19 protein-coding genes and 1 pseudogene are annotated in these 24,538 nt (G+C 39.1%); 13 read left to right on the top strand and 7 right to left on the bottom strand.

The window, feature by feature from the left end; translation table 11 throughout:
* The first annotated feature begins 391 nt into the window (after nt 1–391).
* The 5 genes from H5088_RS15460 to H5088_RS15440 all read left to right on the top strand — a co-directional run bounded on the left by H5088_RS15460 (nt 392) and on the right by H5088_RS15440 (nt 7,315).
* Complete coding sequence (locus H5088_RS15460; protein ID WP_096792329.1) at nt 392–1,186, top strand: VOC family protein; 795 nt, start codon at nt 392–394, stop codon at nt 1,184–1,186.
* A gap of 88 nt (nt 1,187–1,274) precedes the next feature.
* Nucleotides 1,275–1,640 (top strand): hypothetical protein, encoded by a 366-nt coding sequence (locus H5088_RS15455; RefSeq protein ID WP_002959878.1) that lies wholly within the window; start codon nt 1,275–1,277, stop codon nt 1,638–1,640.
* Nucleotides 1,637–3,970, top strand: a complete 2,334-nt coding sequence (locus H5088_RS15450) for a fatty acid cis/trans isomerase (RefSeq protein ID WP_182753574.1) — start codon at nt 1,637–1,639, stop codon at nt 3,968–3,970. Before H5088_RS15455 ends, H5088_RS15450 begins: the two co-directional genes overlap by 4 nt.
* Nucleotides 3,971–4,098: 128 nt before the next feature.
* Nucleotides 4,099–5,829, top strand: a complete 1,731-nt coding sequence (locus H5088_RS15445) for a response regulator (RefSeq protein ID WP_182753572.1) — start codon at nt 4,099–4,101, stop codon at nt 5,827–5,829.
* Nucleotides 5,830–5,905: 76 nt separating this feature from the next.
* Nucleotides 5,906–7,315: an ATP-binding cassette domain-containing protein gene (locus tag H5088_RS15440; protein ID WP_182736586.1), complete on the top strand. Its 1,410-nt coding sequence runs from the start codon at nt 5,906–5,908 to the stop codon at nt 7,313–7,315.
* 47 nt (nt 7,316–7,362) lie between these two features.
* Here H5088_RS15440 and H5088_RS15435 read toward each other — a convergent pair whose 3' ends face one another.
* From H5088_RS15435 to H5088_RS15410, 6 genes and pseudogenes are all read right to left on the bottom strand, one after another.
* The gene (locus H5088_RS15435) at nt 7,363–8,241 is read right to left on the bottom strand and encodes a TraB/GumN family protein (protein ID WP_182753570.1); all 879 of its coding nucleotides are present in this window, start codon (nt 8,239–8,241) and stop codon (nt 7,363–7,365) included.
* A 49-nt stretch (nt 8,242–8,290) separates the two neighbouring features.
* On the bottom strand, nt 8,291–9,727 hold the full coding sequence (locus tag H5088_RS15430; protein ID WP_182753568.1) for a sensor histidine kinase KdpD: 1,437 nt from the start codon (nt 9,725–9,727) through the stop codon (nt 8,291–8,293).
* A complete protein-coding gene (locus H5088_RS15425) occupies nt 9,708–10,382 on the bottom strand; it encodes a response regulator transcription factor (protein ID WP_182712166.1) in 675 nt (224 codons plus the stop codon). The genes H5088_RS15430 and H5088_RS15425 overlap by 20 nt, the downstream gene beginning before the upstream one ends.
* 63 nt (nt 10,383–10,445) lie before the next feature.
* Nucleotides 10,446–12,301 (bottom strand): annotated as a pseudogene (locus H5088_RS15420) (LTA synthase family protein).
* Nucleotides 12,292–12,663 (bottom strand): diacylglycerol kinase, encoded by a 372-nt coding sequence (locus H5088_RS15415; RefSeq protein ID WP_007582120.1) that lies wholly within the window; start codon nt 12,661–12,663, stop codon nt 12,292–12,294. The pseudogene H5088_RS15420 and the gene H5088_RS15415 overlap by 10 nt, the downstream one beginning before the upstream one ends.
* The gene (locus H5088_RS15410) at nt 12,660–14,330 is read right to left on the bottom strand and encodes a phosphoethanolamine transferase (protein ID WP_182716519.1); all 1,671 of its coding nucleotides are present in this window, start codon (nt 14,328–14,330) and stop codon (nt 12,660–12,662) included. Before H5088_RS15410 ends, H5088_RS15415 begins: the two co-directional genes overlap by 4 nt.
* Nucleotides 14,331–14,870: 540 nt before the next feature.
* Between H5088_RS15410 and ilvG the strand changes: the two genes are divergently transcribed.
* The 8 genes from ilvG to H5088_RS15370 all read left to right on the top strand — a co-directional run bounded on the left by ilvG (nt 14,871) and on the right by H5088_RS15370 (nt 23,988).
* Nucleotides 14,871–16,520, top strand: coding sequence for an acetolactate synthase 2 catalytic subunit (gene ilvG / locus H5088_RS15405; RefSeq protein ID WP_182736596.1), 1,650 nt, complete (start codon nt 14,871–14,873; stop codon nt 16,518–16,520).
* Nucleotides 16,517–16,762: an acetolactate synthase 2 small subunit gene (ilvM, locus tag H5088_RS15400; protein WP_002959893.1), complete on the top strand. Its 246-nt coding sequence runs from the start codon at nt 16,517–16,519 to the stop codon at nt 16,760–16,762. Before ilvG ends, ilvM begins: the two co-directional genes overlap by 4 nt.
* Before the next feature lie 103 nt (nt 16,763–16,865).
* Nucleotides 16,866–18,722, top strand: coding sequence for a dihydroxy-acid dehydratase (gene ilvD, locus H5088_RS15395; protein WP_024596945.1), 1,857 nt, complete (start codon nt 16,866–16,868; stop codon nt 18,720–18,722).
* Nucleotides 18,723–18,724: 2 nt separating this feature from the next.
* Nucleotides 18,725–20,278: a threonine ammonia-lyase, biosynthetic gene (gene ilvA, locus H5088_RS15390; protein WP_039485942.1), complete on the top strand. Its 1,554-nt coding sequence runs from the start codon at nt 18,725–18,727 to the stop codon at nt 20,276–20,278.
* A 97-nt stretch (nt 20,279–20,375) separates the two neighbouring features.
* On the top strand, nt 20,376–21,410 hold the full coding sequence (locus H5088_RS15385) for an ABC transporter substrate-binding protein (protein ID WP_182753566.1): 1,035 nt from the start codon (nt 20,376–20,378) through the stop codon (nt 21,408–21,410).
* Nucleotides 21,411–21,470: 60 nt separating this feature from the next.
* A complete protein-coding gene (locus tag H5088_RS15380; protein WP_182753564.1) occupies nt 21,471–22,646 on the top strand; it encodes a methyltransferase in 1,176 nt (391 codons plus the stop codon).
* A gap of 30 nt (nt 22,647–22,676) precedes the next feature.
* Nucleotides 22,677–23,339, top strand: a complete 663-nt coding sequence (gene can / locus H5088_RS15375) for a carbonate dehydratase (RefSeq protein ID WP_002959903.1) — start codon at nt 22,677–22,679, stop codon at nt 23,337–23,339.
* Between the two features lie 4 nt (nt 23,340–23,343).
* Nucleotides 23,344–23,988: an NAD(P)H-binding protein gene (locus H5088_RS15370; RefSeq protein WP_002959904.1), complete on the top strand. Its 645-nt coding sequence runs from the start codon at nt 23,344–23,346 to the stop codon at nt 23,986–23,988.
* A 217-nt stretch (nt 23,989–24,205) separates the two neighbouring features.
* Here H5088_RS15370 and H5088_RS15365 read toward each other — a convergent pair whose 3' ends face one another.
* The gene (locus H5088_RS15365; protein WP_002959905.1) at nt 24,206–24,469 is read right to left on the bottom strand and encodes a ubiquinone biosynthesis accessory factor UbiK; all 264 of its coding nucleotides are present in this window, start codon (nt 24,467–24,469) and stop codon (nt 24,206–24,208) included.
* Nucleotides 24,470–24,538: the final 69 nt, after the last annotated feature.

Raw genomic sequence — 24,538 nt, 5'->3', positions numbered from 1 at the left:
GTGAAACGAAACAGCGCCGATGATAGTGTAGCATTTGCTATGTGAAAGTAGGACATTACCAGGCTTCAAATTGTAGAAAGCCCGAATCTAACGATTCGGGCTTTTTTACGTCTGCAGAAAAGTGATTTAGGTATTCCTCTAAGCGAAGCGCTTCTTGGCGAATAATTTGTATCAATCAGCAATAATATTTAATCAATTTGAGGGATTAAATCTGACCCTAACTGCGTTAAAAACCTCAAATATGAAACAACTGGATAACGAATTTTTGTCCTTCTTTTATCGACTCCGCTTAGTTATTGCTCTAATCTCAATTTATGATCTGTTCAATTATGTAGTTTATAAAATGTGACAGAGTTCGTTTAGCTAAAATTAGAATAATAAGGGCTTAATCATGAGTAAAGTTGAAAACCACCCGCATGGTGTTTTTTGTTGGTCAGAGCTTTGTACGCACAATTGGAAAGACGGTAAGGCGTTTTATACATCATTATTTGATTGGGGGCATGACGATCAACCTATTGGAGAGAACATATACTACACCATGCTACAAAAGCAAGGTGATGATATCGCTGCAATGTACGAAATGCCTAAAGAGCAAATTAGTGCAGGTATCCCAAGTCATTGGTTGGCTTACATTGCCGTCGATAATATTGATGATTGTGCGCTAAAAGCAAAAGAACTAGGTGCTGAGGTTATTGCCGGTCCTCATGATGTTATGAATGCAGGACGAATGTTGATGCTAAAAGATCCAGTAGGCGCAACTGTTGCACTATGGCAGGGGAATGAGCATAAAGGTTGTAAGCACTTAGGTGAATTAAATACGCCTTATTGGCATGAGTTAGCAACAAGAGATAGTAAAGTAAGTCGAGACTTTTACTGTGCTTTACTAGGCTGGGAAAGCGAAATAAAGCCTATGGAAGGGATGGACTACATTTTATTTTTAGTCGATGGACAACCAATTGCCGGTATGCTTGAAATGACAAGTGAATGGCCTGATGATACCCCTGCTCATTGGATGATTTATTTTGCAGTAGAGAGTTGCGATGTAATTGTTAGCAAAGCCGCTAGCTTAGGTGGACAAGTATGTGTTCCTGCAACAGATATCCCCGATGTTGGTCGTTTTAGTGTTATATGCGACCCTCAAGGTGCTGTATTTTCGGTGATCGAATCTGTTATGGATGACGTTTAAACACAGTTAAATTAGCTTTAGCGTTAATTTGCTCGCTAGTTTGATATAATACTCGTCAATTAAATCGTCAGAAAGTGCAGAGAACGCAATGGAATTTGAACAAGATAGTAATTTAACCCTCCCTTTATTTCTATTAGATGAATCATTAAGTAATAGAGACTTAGAGCAGCCTGATTTTGAAATATCAATTGGACTTGATGATGAGTTACTTGCTCAAATTTGCCAGAACCCAAGTGAAGATAGCAGTGTCGCTATTACTGTTAGCGGTTATGAGTTGCTTATAACTAATCCTCTGTACTTAGCTATATTAGATCAAGAGCACGATGCGCAGATAACATTAACGCATGGCCCTCTTTTAAGTATTGTTTTGAATACTGAAGGTCAGAATACATTCGTTTCTCCTCAAATGGATATGATGCCCACCTTTGATTTAGGTGATGAGGACGACGAATGAGAAAAATACTAATAAGTACGATAGTACTCATTATTTTAAGTGGTTGTGCATATTTGGGAAATGCTCACTACGATGATCTTTTTGGACCTGAACAAACACAAGAGAGAATGGTGCCTCATACAACAGGTGCTGGTGCTGATTTTTTACAAAATGTAAAACCTGTACTCGATACCCGCTGCGTCGTTTGTCATGGTTGTTACGACGCACCTTGCCAGCTTAAGCTCTCATCCCCTGAAGGTATTGACCGGGGGTTGAGTAAAGAGCTCGTTTACGATGGAACTCGTTTATTGGCAACGACCCCAAGCCGTTTATTATTTGATGCAACTAACACTCAGCAATGGCGAGAAAAAAATTTTACGCCAGTGCTAAATGAGCGCGTACAAAGTGAAGAAGCTAACTTAGCAGGCAGTGTGTTATTTAATAGCTTAGTGTTAAAGCAAAGCCATGAATTGCCAGTAAATGAAGTGTTAGGTGATGAGTTTGACTTTTCGTTAGCGCGTTCGCAAACCTGCGCAACAATGGGTGAGTTCGATCGATTGGTAAGTGAACAACCTCATGGCGGCATGCCTTATGGTTTACCTGGTGTTTCGCGTGAAGAGTTTAATCACTTACAGAGCTGGCTTAAAGGTGGTGGTAAAATGTCACATATTCAGCCACCAAGTAAATATGATCAGAATAAAATAGCGGGCTGGGAAGCATTTTTAAATCAAGATAGCTTAAAGTATCAGTTATCAGCACGGTATATTTATGAGCATTGGTTTTTAGCACATATTTATTTTACTTCAGAAAACCCACAAAGCTTTTTCAAACTAGTTCGCTCAAGTACGCCTCCTGGTGAGGAAATAAAGTTAATTAACACGCGTCGCCCATACGATGACCCTAAAGTTAGCCGTGTTTATTATCGTTTTATGCAAGAGCGTACAACCATACTTTCTAAAACACATTTACCTCTTGAGCTTAATGAAGCTAAATTACTGCGTTTATATGAGCAGTTTATTGCGCCAGATTATACGGTTACGCAAATGCCGAGTTATGAGGCTAAGGCAGCATCTAACCCTTTTAAAACTTTCGAAGTTATTCCAATTAATTCTAAGTATCAATTTATGCTTGATGAGGCAGAGTTAATTATAATGGGCTTTATAAAAGGGCCTGTTTGTCGTGGTCAGATTGCTTTAAATGTTATAAACGATCATTTTTGGGTGGCTTTTGCTGATCCTAATAAAGTAGCGACTCCGGCTGTAGGGGAAATGCTAATGCAACATGAAGAGGCATTAGAACTTCCTGCCGCTGAGGAAAGTAATGCCTTACCCATTTCTAGCTGGGTTAAATATTCAGTTCGCGAGAAAAAGTATTTACAGGCGAAAGTTGAGCTTGCTAACAAAATGTTCAAAGGTGGTGAGCACCTTACAACAGACTTACTTTGGAAAGGTGATGGGCATAATAAAAATGCTGCGCTGACTATTTTCCGCCATTTTGATAGTGCAACTGTTGTTAAAGGTTTTATTGGTCAAGAGCCTAAAACCACGTGGATACTTGATTATGCGTTATTTGAACGTATTCATTATTTGCTTGTGGCAGGCTTTGATGTATACGGAAATATAGGCCATCAATTGGTTACACGTTTATATATGGATTTTTTACGTTTAGAGGGAGAGCAAAACTTTTTAGCTCTATTACCTGAGCACAAGCGTAATCAAATTAAAAAGCAGTGGTACCGTAATTCACCACCTGACTTATCTAAGTTCTTTAAAAATAACCGAGAATTTAGTCAGCCAAGTGGTATTAACTATAAAACTGATGATCCACAGCATGAGCTATATACTTTGATGAAAGAAGCCTTAGCGCCAGTTTTAAGTGAAAGATACAACTACACTGAAGTACCAAAGCCGTTAAATATAGTAAGTAATATGCCAGCAAAAGCGGTTAACTTATTACCTCAGCTTTCTTTTATACTTGTAAAGCAAGAAGATAATAGCCATAAGGGCTACACTATTATTCATCATAATGCGCACTACAATATATCTAGTTTATTAAACGAAGATGGCCAACGTGCTTATGATGAAGATACCGCGACTATTGTTCCTGGCTTTATCGGTGATTACCCAGCAGCTATTTGGTATTTAAATAACGAGCAACAAGTGAATGCTTTTGCTGAGCAATTACCAATGATGCAAATTGAAGCTGATTATCGCGCTTTAAAAAGTAAATATGGTATTCGCCGCACTCACCCACAGTTTTGGCAATACAGCGATATATTGCACGAAACGGCTAAACAATATCGAGGTATAGAATATGGAATGTTTGACTATAATCGATTAGAGAACCGTTAACGCCTACCTTAATATGCCCAGTTTTTGCTGGGCTTTTTATTGCTTATTAACTTAAAAACATAATTACTCTGACTGATTTTTTGTTTTATAAAATTAGTCTACACTTAAATAAAAAAACAGGCTGTTGCATGTTCGATATTATTAAAAGTGTTAGAAAGCGATATCGATGGGCGTTATTGACTATTGCTCTTCTAATCAGTGGTTCTGCTCTATTGTTACAATATAGCTTCTCCGTTCAAAAGTACGATGCAAAAGTTATTAATATTGCTGGTAAGCAAAGAATGCTGTCGCAAAAAATAGCGTGGCATAGCAATGCCATACTCAACATTAGTAATTACTCACCACTTCATACTGAATCGCTTGAGAAATCTCTCAATACATTTAAAAAATCCCACCAAACATTATTAACAAAAAATTCTGATGGTGAATACATTTATTTAGATTCAGCATTAGTGGATTTATATTTTGGTGCAACTACTGGCTTGGATAAGACCGTATTAGAATATGTAGAACAAACTGAAAGGCTTTTGTATCAAAAAGGTGAGGTAAACCAGTCTCTATTTTCAATAGAGCATGTTGAAACGTTATTAACAAAGCTTGATAAGGCAGTGAGCTTATTTGAATCTCAAGCTGTTAAAAAAGTAAATTGGGTCGCCAACCTAGAGATACTATGTTGGTTATTGGCAATGACATTATTACTTATTGAGTTAAGATTTGTTTTTATACCAATGGAAAAAGAGGTTTCAGACACGCTTTTAGAGCTACAAAAACAAAAAGATTTTGTTTATCAAACAAGTCAAAATAAAGAGCATTTTATTGCCAGAGCTAGTCACGAATTTAGAACACCTTTGCAGGGACTTATTACGTCTATTGAGGAGCTAGAGGTTTCTGATAAACAGCAAAGCGTTAAAACCCAAGCTAACTATTGCGCGCTTAGGTTAATAGCCATATTAGATGAATTACAAGACTTGCAGGCTTTAAGTGCAGGTAAATGGGTACCGCATTTAAATGATGAAAACCTTTTAGAGTCGTGTAATAAAGTAGTAATAGCTTACAAGCATGCGTGTAAGCAAAAAGGCCTAAAACTAGTTAGTCGTTTAGATGAATCGTTAAATTGTGTATGTAAACTGGATCATCAACGTTTGCAGCACACACTTACAGAGTTAATTAGTAACGCTATTAAGTTTACACAAAAAGGTGAAATTACTGTTTCAGCTAAGCTTTTAAATGATGAATTTAATTTAACGGTGAGTGACACTGGCAGTGGCTTTTCGAAGAAGATTACCAGTCTTGAATTTGACTCATTTAAACAAACCAATCACTTTCAAGGGTTAAGAACTGGCCTAACCCGGGTTCAATACGTTGTAAAAGCACTGCATGGTGAAATTACTTTTACAAATAATAAAACTCATGGTGCTTTGGTGTCTTTGTATTTACCAGTGACTATAAGTAAAGCCCTCCCAACACCTCTTAAAGTAAACGACAAGCTAACGTGTTTAGTCGTTGAAGATAACCCATTAAACACTATGTTATTAACCCGCATACTTAGTTTATTAGGTTTAAGCTATGATTGCGCAGAAAATGGTAAAGTCGCGTGTGATATGGTGAGTGAAAATCAGTACGATATTGTTTTTATGGACCTAAATATGCCTGTAATGGATGGGTTTGAGGCTATTAAAAAAATACGTTCCGATCTTAATAAAGTAATGCCAATTATTGTTATAACAGCAAATACCTCACAAAATGATATAGAGCGAGTTTATGAATACGGAGCTAACCTCCATATTCATAAGCCAATAAGCCAGCAAGCAATTAAAGACGCATTAAATAGTATTAGCGTTGTTAGTGAAATAAATTAATTTTGCGGATAACAAGCTTGCTAAGCACTTTTAATATACGTTAACTTGCTGTTTTAAGGTTTATTAGGAAAAGTTAGTGCAGTCAATTACGCTTGAGCAATTTAATGGTTACTTACAAGGGCAAGGTAAAAGCCGTTACGATATATGCAACCTAGATTGGCAAGTAAACCTAGGAGAACATTGGTTACTTTTAGGTGCTAATGGAGCTGGTAAATCTGCTCTGACAGCTGCGTTAATCGGTGAGGCTAAGTGCGAAAGTGGTAAGCGTATAAGTAGTATTAATAAGCTTATGCTCGTGTCTTCAGATTCACATAAACAGTTACTAGCTCAAGAATTAGAGCATGAAAAGCACACTCTCGTTAAAGACCTTATTTTTACAGGGCATAGTAATAATGATGAATTATTAGCGCAGCTAATAGAATTATTTAAATTTAGCTCATTACTAAATAGGCATTTTAGAGACCTTTCAACGGGTGAAACTCGTAAACTCCTACTTATAAAAGGACTCAGCTCCCATAGTGAGTTAGTCGTGCTTGATGAGCCATTTCATGGACTCGACGTACAATCTTGCCAGCAGCTTAATAAAATACTCATAGAACTTAGCCAAATTATTACTTTTGTTTTTGTACTAAACCGCCTAGACGAAATCCCTTCATTCATTACTCACTATGGCTATGTAAACCAAGGTTGCTTGTTACATACTTTGGCAAAGCCAGACAGTGAGCAATTAAGTGATTTACTAAAACTACTTCATTTAGAACATACCTCATTGGATGTGCCATCTCCTGATACCGAACAAGAGCAAAAGGCATTCACTGGTAATACCTTAGTTAAATTGAGTAATGCTAAAGTTAGTTATAGTGATGTAAGTATATTCAAAAATCTCAATTGGACTATAAAAAAGCATCAGCATTGGCAGCTTAGTGGAGCGAACGGTTCAGGCAAAACATGCCTATTAAATTTAATAACAGGTGATAACCCACAGTGTTATAACAATGACATTGAAGTGTTCGGTTTTAAACGCGGAACCGGGGAGAGTATTTGGGATATAAAACAGCATATTGGTTTTATATCTAACGCGCTACATATGGATTACCGCGTAAGTATATCGGCTTTAAATACTGTTATTTCAGGATTTTACGACAGCATAGGTTTATATCAAAAACCGAGCGACGCACAAATTAATATTGCTAAGCAGTGGCTGGCATTTATTGGTTTAAGTGATAAACAAAATACCTCATTCACCCAGCTATCGTACGGCGATCAGCGTATGTTATTAATTGTGCGGGCTATGGTAAAACATCCAACGTTACTTATTTTAGATGAACCTTGCTTAGGCTTAGATGAAGCAAATAGGCAACGTGTACTGCTACTAATAGAGAAAATTTGTGCTGCCAATACAAGTACAGTGATTTATGTAAATCATCATGCGGCAGACAAAATTAAAGGAATAGAGAATTACTTAAAAATGGAAGACTTTCATTAAAAGCTTAGAGAAAGGTTGAGCGAGAATTCACTCAACCCATTTTTATTTTAAAGACGAGTAACGCTAAAACCTTTATCTCGAAGCTGTTTAAGTAACCCGTGTTTTTCAGGTAAGTGCAGAGCACCTACAGCAATAAATAGCTGCTCGTTTGCTAAACGCGGTGTGAGTTGTTTAACCCAATTATTATTGCGGTTAGTTAGCATTACTTGCTCGCTAATTTCACCGTAATTACTGTCATCAAAACTCATGTTGTAGTAATCGGTTAGTGTATCCATGTCACCGCTTTTCCATGCATTAACTAACTTGATAAAGTAAGTATTAATATCGGCTAGTTGCTCAAAAGTTTCTTCAATCATTTCATTGCTTAATAGCGCCATACCATCAAACATTTGTAGTTGTTGTTCTAGGGTTTCAAGCTCACCAATTTTTATTTTATGTTCTTTAGCGTAAGCAAGTACTTGCTTGTCTATGCCGGTTTTATCTGAATACCCTGCATTTTGAAATTCAATTTGCATCATAGTCACCATAACAGCCCAAGGCTTTAAGCCATTAAACATAGCAATATCAATCGACTTTTTAACAAAGTAATCTTTTAGCTTGGTATAATTTTGCTTTGAAAGCTCAGTTTGTAATGTTTTACCGTCCCTTAGCATCATAAATGGCATTGAACGCTGCTGCATTTCAAGTGGAGTAAGTTTGCTTATATCAACTTCAACAATCACTTCTTTGCTTGCACTAATTGCATCGGTTACATTTTTAGGTAAGCCTTTCATGCTGGCATCACCAACGTGTACGGTGCCAAATAAGTAAGAGCTAACGCCATTTTTTTCTATTTTATATAAGGCAGGAGCAGCGTAGCTGTTAAGGCTAAATGTTATAAGTAATGCCACAATAAAAAAGTGGCTAATACGGGTAAGAGCATTCATGGTTTGTCCTTAAAATCTCAAAATTAGTAGTGTAAATACTAACCTAAATTTACTTCAGAGGTAACGTTAATATAAACGTTAGCGTATTGTTTTCGGTATTACTGGCCTTAATAGTAAAGCCATTTAAGTTACATAAGCTCTGTACAATAGATAATCCTAAACCATGGCGCTGATTATTAGTTCTAGATGAATCTAGCTGATAGAGCGGGTCAAAAATAGCAGTTAGCTGTTCACCACTTAGTGGTTTATTTACTTTGTTACTAACAGAGATGCTCATGTTTGTGCTGTTATTTACGGCAGTTAATTTAATTGGCGCCTCAGGGAGTCCATAAAATAGTGCGTTATCGATTAAGTTACACAAAATGGTATTTAAACTAAATTCGTCAACATTAAGCGTAAGTTCGCCACTTATTTCGTTATTTAAACGCGTTTTGATACTTGGATGCTTAAAGGTCAGCTCATCAATAATTTGATTTACTAAGTTATTTAGCATGATATTTTGTGCATTTAATTGCATTGCACTGCTACTTGAGCGCTGCAACAGTAATAGGTTACTAACAATTGTTTTCATGCGCTGTGAAATATTAAGTACATCACTGGTATAGGTGTCGCTAATACGTTTATCGTCAGGGTAGCGAATAGCCACTTCTGAAAGGCTTATGAGTTCAGCTATAGGGGTTTTAAGCTCGTGTGCAATGTCGCTTGTTAGGCGTTTTTCATTACTATAGAGTTGCTGATTAACGGTAATAAACTTATTTAGCTCGTTACGTATAGGTTCTATTTCTTCCACTTTAAAGTCGCTTTCTATTGTTTGCGCAACACCGGTAATATCGAGTAACTTAATTTGATCGTTTAAGTTGTGTAGTGGGTGCAGGCCTTTATTTACAATACGTGTCACTAAATAGCGCACTCCAAACACACCAAGTACACAGGTTAAAATAAAGACCACATCAATAATAATCAGTACTTTATTAAGTTCGGCTGTCGGCGCTGCGATTGCAAGCGTCATGGTATTAAAAACAGCAGAGTGGGTGGGATTTCTATCATTTTTTTGGGCTACAAAGTGACTTATAAGTGCGCGGCCATCACGCCCGTTAGGAAGCTCGTAATCTATAATTTTAGATTCATTTATCGGCATTTCTAAAAAAGGCAGGTTAGCATTTTCATAAAGCGCTAATGAGTCCGAGCGCTCAAAAACATCACTGCCATGCCATAACTGGTAAAACTCCGTGGCATCTGCAGCTTCATACTCCGACATAAACTCACCAGCAAAATCAAATTCAACCACGTTGTTGTCATCTTCAACTAAGGTTTTTAAGTAGTTAGCTTTATTAGTTAAAGACTGATTGAACTGATCTTCCACCCAAGTATCAACACTTAAATCAACGGTTAAAAATATGGTGAATAAAATAACTGAGATCACAGCGCTAATATTATTAACGAGTTTACGTTTTATTGAGTGATTTTTATTTTGTTGTTGCGACATAACCAAATCCACGTTTATTTTTTATCGGGAGCTCGCCATCAAACTGTCTTACTTTTTTACGTATGGTTGAGATGTGTGCTTCAAGCGCATTTTTAGAGAGCATATCAAACTGACCTACCACCGCTTCACTTATAAGCTCGAGCCCTAATACTCGCTCTGGGGCGTTAAATAAGCATTCTATTATTTTGTATTCATTGCGCGTGAGCTCAATGGCATGTTGCTCGTAATGAAGAGTTTTAAGGGAGAGATCTAATACGCAATCACCTACGGTTAGGGTATTTTGTTGGTTTTGCAGTGAACCGCGACGAAGTAATGCAAGGACACGAGCATGGAGTTCTTCAAACGAAAATGGCTTAGTTAAATAATCGTCAGCGCCTTTCATAAGGCCGCTAATTTTATCTTGAGGCTCACTTCGTGCCGATAAAATTAGCACACGGCTTTGGCTATTACTGCTGCGCAGTGCTTGTAAAATACTCATGCCATCAACACTTGGTAGCATTAAATCAAGTACGAGGAGGTCGTAGTTTCCACTCAGTGCCATACTCAACCCTTCTGAGCCATCACCAGTTTCATCTACAGTAAAACCAAGGTTGCTAAGGCCAACTTGCAAGCTGCGTCTTAGTGCTTCAGAGTCTTCAATAACGAGGATTTTCATGTTTACTCGGTTTATAAAAATAGCCTTGTTACTTTAACAAGGCTTTATTATCAAGTCACTTGGTTAATGATACCAACCATTTGTGTAGGCTAAATTACCCAAGTTCGCGTGGGCTAGGGCTTTTTTAACTAGTTGCTCATCGTTTTCACATGGTACAAGCTGGTTATTGCTATACGTATAGGTGGTTGCTGGTTTTTGTGGTTGTAACACCACCACTTTATTATCGTGCATGTAGGCAAAGTTTTTGTCGTATTGCATCATTGCGCGTTGTTTGTTGTCGCTAATTAGCTTTGATAAATCATGACCTATCATTGGGTGCTTACCACTTGCGCCAATTAAAGACAGTAGAGTAACAGGAATATCGAGCTGACTGGCTAGTTGGCTATCTCGTTTATGGGTAATACCTTTTCCAAAAATAACGGCCGGAATTTTAAAGTGATCCACCGGTACTAAATTTGAACCTGATACGCGCGAGTCGTGATCGGCAATAACTATAAATACAGTATCATCCCAGTAGCTCGATTTTTTAGCTTTTTCGATAAAGGTGCCTAGTGCGTAATCGGCATACTTGGCAGCATTATTACGGGTTTGTTTTGATTTTTAAGCTTAGTAAGTTCTATGTCGGCCTGGTCGTACAAGTCTTCGTCTGATGCGCCCCACGAGCCATTAAAGTCTATTTTTTTAAAGTTATTTGTATCTACGATACTTTTAAAACCGTTGCCTAAAAAGAAGCTGCGCATGTTATCAAAATGGCTTTCGCCACCATAAATGAACTGCGTGTTGTAATTTTGCTTCGCTAAAAAATCAGCAATGGTAAAAAAGTCACGTTGTGATTTATCAAGCTTAACAACTGCACGCGAAGGCGTTGGTGTAAACCCTGTAATTACAGCCTCAATTCCACGTACTGAACGTGTACCCGTGGCGTATAAATTATCAAACCCCCAGCCTTGTTTATAAAGGGCGTCTATATTAGGTGTAAGCGGTAAACCGCCAAGTGTGCCTACATAACGAGCACCTAAACTTTCTTGTAAAATAATGACTAAATTTTTGGGTTTACCTGTATTACTTGCGCCATGAAACGTTTTTGTAGGGGCGGTTACATCACTAAATGTGCCTTGCGTATTTTGCATGTTACTACGCACAATACTAAGTAATTCATCGGTGGGCATTTTACCGTAATAGTCTTGGCTCGATTGCTCATTAGAAAGTTGCTTAACTGCAAACGCGACGCTATAAAGTGAGTTAAGGGTTAAGTCGTTAAGTAAATGATCGGTAGAAAACGAGACCATGGCGGGGTTAAGTGGTCTGTGTCCTAATGAGTTGCGGGCGCCAAAAATAGTTAAGCATACTAAAACAAGCGCTAAAATTGATTGATTTAAACCTGTTAGTGATGACTTGCTTTGCCATTGATTGCTAAATATTTTACTTGCAAATTTACAGCTTAAAATAAGTGCTATAACAGCAATAAATACTTCTACCTTATAGCCTGAAAAAATCATTTTTGTGACTTCTTTAGGATAAATTAAATATTCTATAAATAAGCGGTTTGGGCGTAAATCGTACTCGTTTATAAACGTAGGCGTAATCACTTCAAAAAAAACAAGTAAAGCAGACATCGTCACTAAATAAATTTTAATGAGGCCGCGTACTTTATTTTGCCAACCTACGCTTTGCATCAGTAAAGTAAGTAGTAATGCGGGCATAATAATGTAGCTTAGAGTGGCTATATCAACTCTTAAACCACCTATAAATATAGATAACCACGCATGCAATCCAAATACACGCTCCCCTTGCCATACACTTAATCCAAAGCGAGCAAGTGTTAAAAAGCTAAGTGCCAAAACAGCAAATACAACAAAAATCCATACAGGGCCAAGTGCATTTTGTATTTTAGGTATAAAAGTTAGCTTTATGCCCATAACACAGCCCACCAAATAAGAGCGGCAATTAGCATAGCTATAAACACGCTTGCAGAGGCTATATCTTTAGCTAGCCCCGAAAGCTCATGGTATTCACTGCCAATTCTATCAACTACAACCTCAACTGCCGTATTTACCAGCTCAGCAAACAATACAAAAAGCAGGCTAGCTATAAGCAGTAATTTATCCCTTAGTGCAATTTCTTGTAGCCACACAAACACACCGAGTAATGAAAACAGTGCTAGCTCTTGTTGAAACGCCGCTTCAAATCGACTCATCCATTTTAAGCCGTTAAAAGAATGGCTTAAGGTAAAAATAAGGCGCATTAAGCCTTGGCGTTTTATAACGGTTTTATTACTCATAGTTTTATTTCGCTTGGTGTTGTTTGGCAGTTAGCAAGTAAATCAAGTGATGCCTGATACGTTTTGCTTTTAATGCCAATTAAATTTAAAAGGGTGTGAAAAATATTGTTGTGTGAGCGTGCAGCGCGGGTGTCTAAATTAGCTAAACAGGTATTAGTAATGCGCTGATTATGCTCATCAGCCCACATATAAAGAGGAACGTGCGTTTGTGTGCTAGGTGCAAAGCTATACGGAAAACCATGTAAATAAGCACCGGCTTCGCCAAGTGATTCACCATGATCAGAGACATATAAAAACTGCTTATCTATGTTGTTTGGCAGCGCTTTTAATTGCTCAATTACCTGGGCGTTAACAAAGTCGCTGTACGCAATTGTGTTGTCGTAGGTATTAACTAATTCATCGAGTGAGCAGTTTTGAATGTCGCTTCTGTCGCACGTGGGCGTAAATTGCTTAAATTTTTCTGGGTAGCGTTTAAAGTAGGTTGGTCCGTGTGAGCCCATCATGTGTAGGACGATAACGGTATTAGCTTGGTTTAAATTAGCGAGTTTGCGCTTAAGTGGAGCAAGCAGTGCTTCATCAAAACAATATTTTCCATCGCAAAGCGCTGATGGGGTGGTTGGGATATCAATGTTAACAACACGGGTGCATACGTTTTTACAGCCGCTGTTGTTATCAACCCACAGTACGTCGCTGCCAGCTTGTTGTGCTAAGTCAACCAGGTTTTGTTGGTTGTCGGCTGCTAATCGATCAAAGTTATCTTGTGTTTGCAGTGAAAACATACACGGCACAGACACTGCAGTAGCGGTGCCACAAGACGCCACATTATTAAAATACGTCACATTATGCTTTTGTGTATAAGGGTTGGTGTTGCGCTTATAACCTTGATAAGCAAAGTTTTCTGCTCGTGCGGTTTCGCCAACAACCATAACAGTTACGCTGGTGGTGTTAGGCGTAATGAGAGTGGGTGTTGTATCTATATTTTTAAATTCCATATTGGTATACAGCAGCTGATCGCGCATATATTTATAACCGCTAGAGAGATACTGAAATGGGATGAGTTCTTTTTTCAAAATGCGGTTATTGCGGCCAGTGGCTGCGTAGTCGGCGTAAAAGTTTACGACCACTAAAGCAATTAATGAGCAGCACGCTACAATAAGTTTTATACGACTAATCGCTTCTTGGTGAGGACGGGTAAAGTGTATTTTTACTTTGCTTAATATAAAAACAGGTAGCGCACAAAACAGTAGTAGAAAGCCTATGAGCTGCGGATTTAAATAGCTCAGCGCTTCGCTTGAATCTGTTTCGAACGTGTTTTGAATCATTGAATAGTCAAACACGACGCCGTAATTTAATGAGCCGTAAAGTACGGCACTCGAAATTATCAGTAAAAGGTAGTTAATTGGTTTTAGTAACCACCTGACCGACACTATTGAAAAGAAAATAATTAAAAGGCATAACAAAAGCAGTGGCACTGAAAGTAAAAATAGCCATGAAAAAGATGCAAGGGAGGTGATGGCGCTAAACGAACCTTGAATAAAAGGAATGTTTATAACTAAACAGTAATAACAGGCAATCATCACTACAAAGGCATTTGCACTACAGTGAATGTAAAACCGCTTACTACGATTTGGCTTTTTTTGTGCTGGTGTTTGGCTAGTTATGTTCATATTTAGGCTCGTTTAAAATAACAACGCCATGCTATGCAACAACACTTAAGAGTCGCTTAAGAGAACCTACGCATTACCTGAAGGAGATAAATAATTTTATTTATAAAAATATTCTCAAAAATTAATCAAACCTTAAATAAGGGATATAAGAATAGTGAATTTCTGAGATTAAAATTAGAGCATAAAAAAACCACTACCAGCTTGTATAATGAATTTTAAAACCTGATAAATTGCCTTTTAGTCTTTTTGTTAGATTAACTTTGGTGTTGACTTAAAGGGCCTAGCGCGGTACTAATATAAAAAGAGAGCGAAGGAATAACCTTCGCGATAATTGAACAAAATTTGGTATTAATTACATGCTTGCAAACGCACTTAACCTAGTCCTGATTATTATCGTGGTGATTATTCCCGCGAGGGCTTCGTAGTGCTTTAAAAACTTAAGCATTAAAAAAGCCCTCCGCACTTAACCGTTCGGAGGGCTTTTTAGTTTTAAGGGTAAAATTTGTAATTGGGTTGTCACTGAGGAATGAGGGTTTATTAATGACAGGCGCAGAACTAACAATCGACTTATTGGCCAAACACGGCGTAAATGAAGTATTTGGCTACCCAGGCGGAGCTATTATGCCAATTTACGATGCGCTGTATGGCGCGCCAGTCAAACACTACCTAACTCGCCATGAGCAAGGTGCAGGGTTTGCAGCAGTTGGTTATGCTCGCAGCACACGTAAATTAGGCGTATGTTTTGCAACATCTGGCCCAGGTGCAACTAATTTAATAACCGCTCTTGCTGATGCGATGATGGACTCAGTGCCATTATTGGCGATCACCGGCCAAGTGCCTACTGCAGCGATTGGTTCAGATGCGTTTCAAGAAATAGATGTACTAGGTATGTCGCTTTCGTGTACTAAGCACAGCTACATGGTAGAACGAGCTGAAGACTTAGCAGAGATATTACAAGAAGCAATTCATTTAGCGCAAAGCGGCCGCCCAGGTCCTGTACTTGTCGATATCCCAAAAGATATTCAAATGGCTCAAGTCCCTTTTAAACCTTGGCTAGCAGCTAATGAATACTTACCAGAGTTAGATTTAAAGCAAGTTGCTATTGCTAATCAATTGTTGAGTGAGGCTAAACAGCCTGTAGCGTATGTAGGTGGTGGTGTACAAGCCGCTGATGCGCAAGACGAACTAATGCAATTTTTAAATAAAACTCAGATGCCAGCTGTATCAACACTTAAAGCGCTGGGCAGTGTATTACCAGATTACGAACATTACTTAGGTATGTTGGGTATGCATGGTGGTCAAGCTGCTAATATCGCAGTGCAAGAATGTGATGTACTTGTATGTATAGGGGCACGCTTTGATGACCGCGTAACAGGCAACTTAGCTAAATTTGCAGCTAAAGCTAAAGTAATCCATTTAGATATAGATGCTGCTGAAGTTGGTAAGCGAAAACCTGCTAAAGCTTCATTAATTGCCGATTTAAAAACGTCGTTACCCGCACTTGAGTGCTTTGTAACACCTAAAGCTTGGTGTGACACAAATAAAGAAATGAATATTAAGCATGCGTGGCGTTACGACTACCCAGGTGAGAAGGTTTTTGCACCGTACTTATTAAACCAACTAAGCCAACGCATGCCAAATACAGGGGTTGTGTGCTGCGATGTGGGTCAGCATCAAATGTGGGTAGCACAACACATGAAGTTTACTCACCCGAGTAATCATTTAAGCAGTGGTGGTGCAGGCACAATGGGCTTTGGTTTACCTGCGGCTATTGGCGCGCAAGTAGCACGCCCTGATGACTTTGTTATTACTGTATCGGGCGATGGTTCTATAATGATGAATATTCAAGAGCTGGCCACTATTCGTCGTAACAATTTACCTGTAAAAATATTAATTTTAGATAACCAGCGTTTAGGAATGGTTCGCCAATGGCAGGAACTATTTTTTGAAGGGCGTTATTCTGAAACTAATCTGTCGGATAACCCAGACTTTGTGCAATTAGCTGCTGTATTTGGTATCCCAGGGCAAACAATTACTCACGCTAACCAAGTTGATGATGCGATAACTGCATTAGTTAACAGTAAAGGTCCGTACATAGTACATGCCTGTATTGATGATAAAGAAAATGTTTGGCCGCTTGTACCACCTGGGGCTGCTAACGACGAAATGATGACGGAGAAAGCAAAATGAAACATAGCCTAACTATTGCATTAAAAAGTCAAAGTATAGCGGTAGAGCGCTTTTTACGAGTGGTGCGTCATCGTGGTTTTGACCTTACGCATTTTCAGCTCAATATGGACGATGGTTTTTATAATGTAGACATGACGGTAGATAGTGATAAACCAATTCACCTTTTAACCAGCCAGTTAAATAAGCTGGTGGATGTCAAAGAAGTCACTTTACAAAATTTACAGCAACAACAGGCTGTGTAATTACGAACTGAAAAACAATTTACGAGTAACTGAATCACTCGGTTACTCACCAATTTTAGAATGAGGAATGCCCGCTTATTTTGCGGCAAAAACTGAGGTAACTATGGCTAAATTAAGAAGTGCAACAACAACTGAAGGGCGTAAACGCGCAGGCGCTCGTGCATTATGGCGCGCAACAGGTATGACCGACACCGATTTTGGTAAGCCGATTATTGCCGTAGTTAACTCGTTTACACAATTTGTACCAGGGCATGTTCACCTTAATCAGTTAAGTGAACTTATGGCTGAAACCATTACACAAGCCGGTGGCGTCCCTAAAGAATTTAATACTATTGCGATTGATGATGGTATTGCAATGGGTCACGGCGGCATGCTTTATTCGCTGCCTTCACGCGACTTAATTGCTGACTCAGTTGAGTATATGGTAAATGGTCATTGTGCTGATGCGATGATTTGTATTTCAAACTGCGACAAAATTACTCCAGGAATGATGCTTGCAGCACTACGCTTAAATATTCCGGTAATATTTGTATCAGGCGGCCCAATGGAAGCAGGTAAAACTAAGCTTGCTAACATCGATATTAAACTTGATTTAGTAGATGCCATGGTTAAAGGCGCTGATGAATCGGTAAGTGATGCAGATTCAGAGCAAGTAGAGCGCTCTGCGTGTCCAACATGTGGCTCGTGTTCAGGCATGTTTACTGCAAACTCAATGAACTGTCTGCTAGAAGCGATTGGTTTAGCATTGCCAGGTAACGGTACGACGCTTGCGACTCATAAAGACCGTAAACAACTTTATGTTGAAGCGGGGGCTCGTATTGTTGATTTATGTCGTGAGTATTATCAAAAAGACAATCAAGATGTATTGCCACGTGCTATTGCTAACAAAACAGCCTTTATGAATGCAATGGTTGTTGATATTGCAATGGGTGGCTCGTCAAATACGGTATTGCATTTACTTGCTGCAGCGCAAGAAGCAGGCGTTGATTTTGATATGTCGCACATTGATGCGCTCTCTCGTAAAACACCATTTTTATGTAAAGTTGCACCAGCAACACCTGAATATCACATTGAAGATGTGCACCGTGCAGGCGGCATGATGGCAATCGTACGTGAACTTGGCAAAGCAGGCTTAGTTGATATGTCAGTTAATCATGTTGCTGGGTCAACTATGGCTGAGCTCGTTAAAAAATGGGATGCAACAGATCCTACTAACGAAGCGGCGCGCAAATTTTACCGTGCTGGCCCTGCGGGCATTCGTACCACTAAAGCAATGAGCCAAGAGTGTCGTTGGGACGAGGGCGATAACGACCGTGTTAATGGGTGTATCCGAAGTGTCGAACACGCTTTTCGTCAAGATGGTGGCTTAGCTGTACTTTCGGGTAATTTAGCAGTTGATGGCTGTATTGTTAAAAGCGCTGGCGTTGTTGATGAAATGCTACATTTTGAAGGTACTGCAGTCGTGTACGAGTCACAAGATGATTCTGTAGAAGGTATTTTAAACGATGAAGTAAAAGCCGGCGATATCGTGGTTATTCGTTACGAAGGCCCTAGAGGCGGCCCAGGTATGCAAGAAATGCTATATCCAACTAGCTACTTAAAATCAAAAGGCCTAGCTGAAAAATGTGCACTTATTACTGATGGTCGCTTTTCGGGTGGTACTTCGGGTTTATCAATTGGTCATGTATCACCAGAGGCGGCAAGTGGTGGTGCAATTGCTTATGTTGAAAATGGCGACAAAATCATTATTGATATCGCAACACGTGAAATCACATTAGCGTTAAGTGATGAAGAGCTTGAAGCACGTAAACAAAAACAATTAGCACGCGGAAAACTGGCGTACAAACCAGTTGATCGTGAGCGCTATGTATCGTCTGCTTTAAAGGCTTATGCATTACTTGCAACAAGTGCTGATAAAGGCGCAGTGCGCGACTTAGCTAAATTGGAGGCGCTTAGTTAATTATGGTCTCTCAAGAGCTCGATTATTTTCGCGCTATTATTCAAGCAAACATGGAGCCTTTGGCTAAAGTTACCGAGGTCAGCGAAATGGCTGAGCTCGGTGCTAAATTAGGTAACCATGTTTGGTTAAAGCGTGAAGACCAACAGCCCGTGTATTCATTTAAATTACGCGGTGCGTATAACAAATTAAATAAATTACCTAAAGGCTCAGTGGTTATCACTGCTTCAGCGGGTAATCATGCTCAAGGGGTTGCACTAAGTGCTTCTCACTTAGGGCATCAAGCCACAATTGTAATGCCAGTAACAACGCCTGAAATAAAAGTAAGTGCGGTACGTGCGCTTGGCGGTGAAGTTGTGCTACATGGGCATCATTTTGATGCCGCAAAAGCACATGCGCTTGAGCTTACAGAGCAACGAAACGGTATATTTGTTCCACCATTTGATGACCCAGACGTCATTGTTGGTCAAGGTACTGTAGCACGTGAGCTCATGCAGCAATTAAACGAGCTTGATGCGGTGTTTATTCCTGTTGGCGGCGGCGGTTTACTTGCTGGGATGGCGGTTTATATCAAATCGCTGCGTCCAGATATAAAAGTAATTGGTGTAGAAGCCGACGAAAGTGCATGTTTACAAGCGGCACTTAAAGCAGGTAAACCGGTAGAGCTTGAGCGCGTTGGTAGTTTTGCTGATGGCGTAGCGGTTAAAATTATTGGCACTGAAACATTTCGCTTAGCGCAAAAGTTTTGTGATGAAGTTATAACCGTCACCAGCGACGAAATATGTGCTGCCATGCAGGATATTTTTGTATCTACCCGTGCAATAGCAGAGCCTTCAGGTGCACTTGCAACGGCAGGGCTTAAAAAGTGGAGCCAGCAGTCTGGTTTAAAAGGGTTACATTTAGCGGCTGTTTTATCCGGTGCTAATTTAAACTTTGATCGCCTGCGTTATGTTGCAGAGCGCACTGCGCTGGGTGAAAAAAACGAAGCGTTATTAGCGGTTACTATTAAAGAAGAAAAAGGCAGCTTTAAACAGTTTTGTGCTTCTTTAGGTGGCCGTGCTATTACTGAGTTTAACTATCGTTATGCAGGACCTGGTGAAGCACAAATATTTGTAGGTATTGCCCTGCGCCAAGGCGAGCAAGAGCTTAATGAGCTAAAGCAAGACTTAACAAATAATGACTACCAATTTTGCGATCTGTCGGATAACGAACTCGCTAAATTACATGTGCGCTACATGGTTGGCGGAAAAGCACCCGAGCAATTACATGAGCGCTTACTTCGCTTTGAATTTCCAGAGTATCCAGGTGCGCTTGCACGCTTTTTAGATACTTTAGGTAGTAATTGGAACATTACCTTATTTCATTATCGTAATCACGGTGGTTCGATGGGGAATGTACTGGCAGGTTTTGCTATTGAGCCGAGTCAGTATGAGATGTTTAACGAGCACTTAAACCGTTTAGGTTACAGTGTACAAGATGAAACACAAAATCCGTGCTTTAGCCAATTCTTAACATCAAAGCCCCAAGCAGAAAAAGCCGAAAAACTCGCCTCAGTATAGTCCTTCTTTATAGGCAGGCACCTAACTAGGGTGCTTGCTTTATTACACGTTTTACATATAGTTACAGGTAATCGTCATACTTTTTGAGGACACCTAGTTGCTAGTTAAAGGATTAATCATTGGATTGTGCTTTTTTTGTAGCCATATCGCGGCGCAAGAATCAGTCACATTACAGCTAAAATGGACACATCAGTTTCAGTTTGCTGGCTACTATATGGCAAAGCAAAAAGGCTTTTATAATGAAGCGGGCCTTGATGTAACCATTAAACAAGCTAATCCAATGAAACCTGATACCTTTGCTCCTGTCGCCAGTGGCGAAGCACAATTTGGAGTAGGGCACTCTGGTATTTTACAGCAACGTATTAATGGACAACCTCTTGTTGCTATGGCTGCCTTATTGCAATTTTCACCTTACTGCTGGATGGTTAAAGACACGTCTGATATTTTTCATCCACGTGACTTTGTTAATAAACGTATCACTGCGGTAAGCAAAAATGATGGTGCCGAACTACTTATTATGCTTAAACGCAGTGGCGTTGATGTGGATAAACTCAAAGTTTACGATGGCGAAAATCCAGGCCAGGCTTGGATTGAAAACAAGCTAGATGCTATGCAAGTATATGTTACTACAGAGCCTTATTATATGACTCAACAAGGCGTAGCTCATCGACTTGTTTGCCCACAGCGTTATGGTATGGACGTATATAGCGACATTTTATTTACCAGCGAAAACATGCTTAAGAAAAATCCTCAAACGGTCGAAAAATTCTACCAAGCGAGCCTAAAAGGGTGGCGTTATGCAATGATGAACATGGATGAAGCCATTGCAGTCACCCAGCAAAACTATGCACCGGGTAAAAGCTTTTATCAGCTCGCCTTTGAGGCTGAAGTACTAAAAAGTTATATAACCCCACCCACCACCAGTTTAGGGCATATGTCGATAGCAAAGTGGCGCTTAATTGCGGACTTATATGGCATACCGCAAAACGAATTTGACGAAGTAAAATCTCACTTTATTTATAAATACCAAGAACCTGAAAAGATGCAGTTATCGTGGATGCTCATGGCAGCTATTTTGGTAAGTATTATTTCAATACCTTTGTATTTACGGCTGATTTTTAGTAAAAATTAACTGCTTAGGTAATTCACGAAACTGATATAATTAATTGTCTTTTTTATTTTTTAAGCTGTTATGACTTTAGCTGAGCAATTTTTAGCACTTGATTCACTTTTAATGCGTCATCGTCAGTATTGGCAGTGCACTGCGTTTGATTTTGACACTATACCTTGGCCAGAGCTACAAGGCATACTTAGCGAACTAACTGATGATCAGGTAAGCGTTCTTGATAACGATCAAAACCAGCTATACCAATTTTTTAGCCAGCACATAAGCCAACTTGGTGAACTTGCAAAGTTATGCGAGTTACCTAGCTCATCCCACTCTCAAGCTGATTATCCATTTTGGATAAGTAACGGCATTAAAGGTCGTAAGTTTGCACAGTTACAAGATTTTGTATCTGCACTACCTAATACCAAGCAACCTGTTTTAGAGTGGTGCGCGGGTAAAGGGCACTTAGGTCGAATGCTTGCGTTTAATGGCGCAAGTAATGTGCATAGTATTGAACTGCAACAAAGCTTATGCGAGCAAGGACAAAAAAGTGCACAGCAACAAGGCTTGGCAATGCGCTTTAGCCAAGCAGATGTATTAAAAGAGGATATCACTCAATTTTTTAATGCTGATATGCATGCCGTAGCGCTACACGCATGCGGTGGTTTGCACCAAGCATTTATGCGCCAAGCAAGTTTAGCGAAAGTACAGCAAATTAGCTTTTCACCTTGTTGCTATCATTTATTTACGGCTAATGAGTACCGTGTAATGAGTGAGGTTGCAAATAAAAGTGAGCTTAACCTAACGCATCGCGATTTAAAGCTCGCATTACAAGAAACCGTTACAGCGCCTTCTCGTCTGGAAAAAGTGCGTAAAACAGAACTTGAGTGGCGACTTGGTTTTGATGCACTAAGAAAGTCGATCACTGGCGAGCAATATTACGTAAGCGTACCTTCGGTCAACAAAGCTATATTCTCAGATTCGTTTAAATCGTTTTGTGCATGGGCTGCAGATAAAAAGGCATTGAAATTACCTCAAAGTACTGATTATATAAAGTATTTAGAGGTTGGGGTGGCTCGAAAAAAAATAACTGACCGAGTTGAACTGGTTCGACATGTATTCAGAAGGGCAATTGAAGTTTGGCTTGTGCTCGATCGTGCTTTATATTTGCAACAGCAAGGTTATCAAGTAAGCGTTAAAACGTTTTGTAAAAAGCAGTTAACGCCTCGTAATATTTTGATTCTTGCTAATGTCCATTAAATTTCCGTCCTCGACTTAATAAGAGATGCAATGAGAAAGTTAAAAAATTTATTCGATAACAACAAACGTTGGGCTGCTCGTACAAGTGAAGCAGACCCTGAGTTTTTTAAAATTTTATCTATGCAACAAAATCCAGAGTATTTATGGATTGGTTGTTCAGACTCTCGTGTACCTGCAAATCAAATAGTTGATTTATTACCAGGCGAATTATTTGTACATCGTAACGTTGCTAACGTGGTTGTACACACTGACCATAACTGCTTATCGGTTATGCAGTACGCTGTAGAGGTTTTAAAAGTAAAACATATAATGGTAGTAGGTCACTATGGTTGTGGTGGCGTACAAGCCGTTTTAAACAATGCTAAATTTGGCTTTATTGATAATTGGCTACGCCATGTAGGAGATGTAAAAGAAAAGCATCTTGAACAACTCGACGCAATGCCAGAAAGCGAACGCTTAAGCCGCCTTATTGAGCTAAATGTAATTGAGCAAGTACGTAATGTGTGTCGTACTAACATTGTGCAAGATGCCTGGGAGCGAGGCCAAGAACTAAGCGTTCATGGTTGGGTTTATGGTTTAGAAAACGGCCATCTTCATGATTTAGAATCTGTAGTAACGTGCGCGAGTGAAGAAACGCAAAGCTACAAAAAAGCAGTGCAACACGTATTTAAAAAAGTGGGTGAAAATAAATAAATCCATGACTAAAACGGCGGTGTTAATAGGTGCTACAGGCTTGGTCGGTAATGAGTTGCTCCATAAGTTACTTAATAGCGATCGTTATACAAAAGTAGTTACGTTAAGCCGTCGAGCTCTGCCTGTCACACATGCAAAGCTAGTTAATCACGTTATTGATTTTGAAAAATTAACTCAATATGTTGAGCTTTTTAAAGGTGATGTATTGTTTTCGTGTTTGGGCACAACCCGTAAACGAGCGGGCTCGATACACGCTCAGCGTAAAGTAGATTTTGATTATCAGTTTATAGCGGCGCAGTTAGCGGCATGTAATGGCGTTACGCATTATTGCTTAGTGTCATCAAGCGGGGCGAATACGCACAGTAATAGTGCTTATTTGAAAATGAAGGGAGAGCTTGAGCAACATATTAAAGCACTCCCTTTTGATAAAATAAGTATTTTACAACCATCTTTATTATTAGGCGATCGTGAGCAATTTAGAGTGGCAGAAAAGATAGGCAGTATTATTTTTCCTGTTATTACACGATTTGCGTTTTTAAAGCGTTACAAACCAATAACTGGCGAGCAAGTTGCGCAAAAAATGCTGAGTGTGAGTTTAGCTCAGCAGGCTAAGTTGTCTTATTATGTACTTGATGAGCTATTTGAATAAACTTGGTAAAATGCAAAAGGCAGCCTAAGCTGCCTTTTTTGTACATTAAATTAATACCAATTTTATTAAAAAAATGATCATCCTAATGTATTAAATAACTCACTAACTACGTTAAAAATTATTTATATAGCACAACTACGTACTATAATTTTAGCCTTGTTATTGAGCTATTTTCTTATCGCTATAATAGAACACTAATTTAATGCAATTGGTATAATTATTCAGCGTCAGTTTTAGCGCTAAGTTGTTGCTCAAGCAATGAAACTTTAGCTTCAAGTTCGGTTAACTTTTCGCGAGTACGAATAAGTACTTGGCTTTGCACATCAAATTCTTCACGGCTCACAAAGTCCATCTCAGCAAGCTTGTTTTGTAGAACTTGCTTTGTTTTACCTTCGAGTGTGTCTGCTAGGTTTTTTACACCTTGTGGCATATTGCTAGTAATTTGCTTAGCAATTTCTTCAAGTTTTGCTGGGTTGATCATATTTGTCCCTTCGGCATTGCCTAAATGATAATAACTAATATTACCTTATACCCACGGTATTTAACACAT

It is taken from the genome of Pseudoalteromonas sp. SR43-3 (genome assembly GCF_014163875.1).
In the GTDB taxonomy this organism is placed as follows: Bacteria; Pseudomonadota; Gammaproteobacteria; order Enterobacterales; family Alteromonadaceae; genus Pseudoalteromonas; species Pseudoalteromonas distincta.
This window is presented reverse-complemented; position numbering and strand designations above follow the sequence as displayed.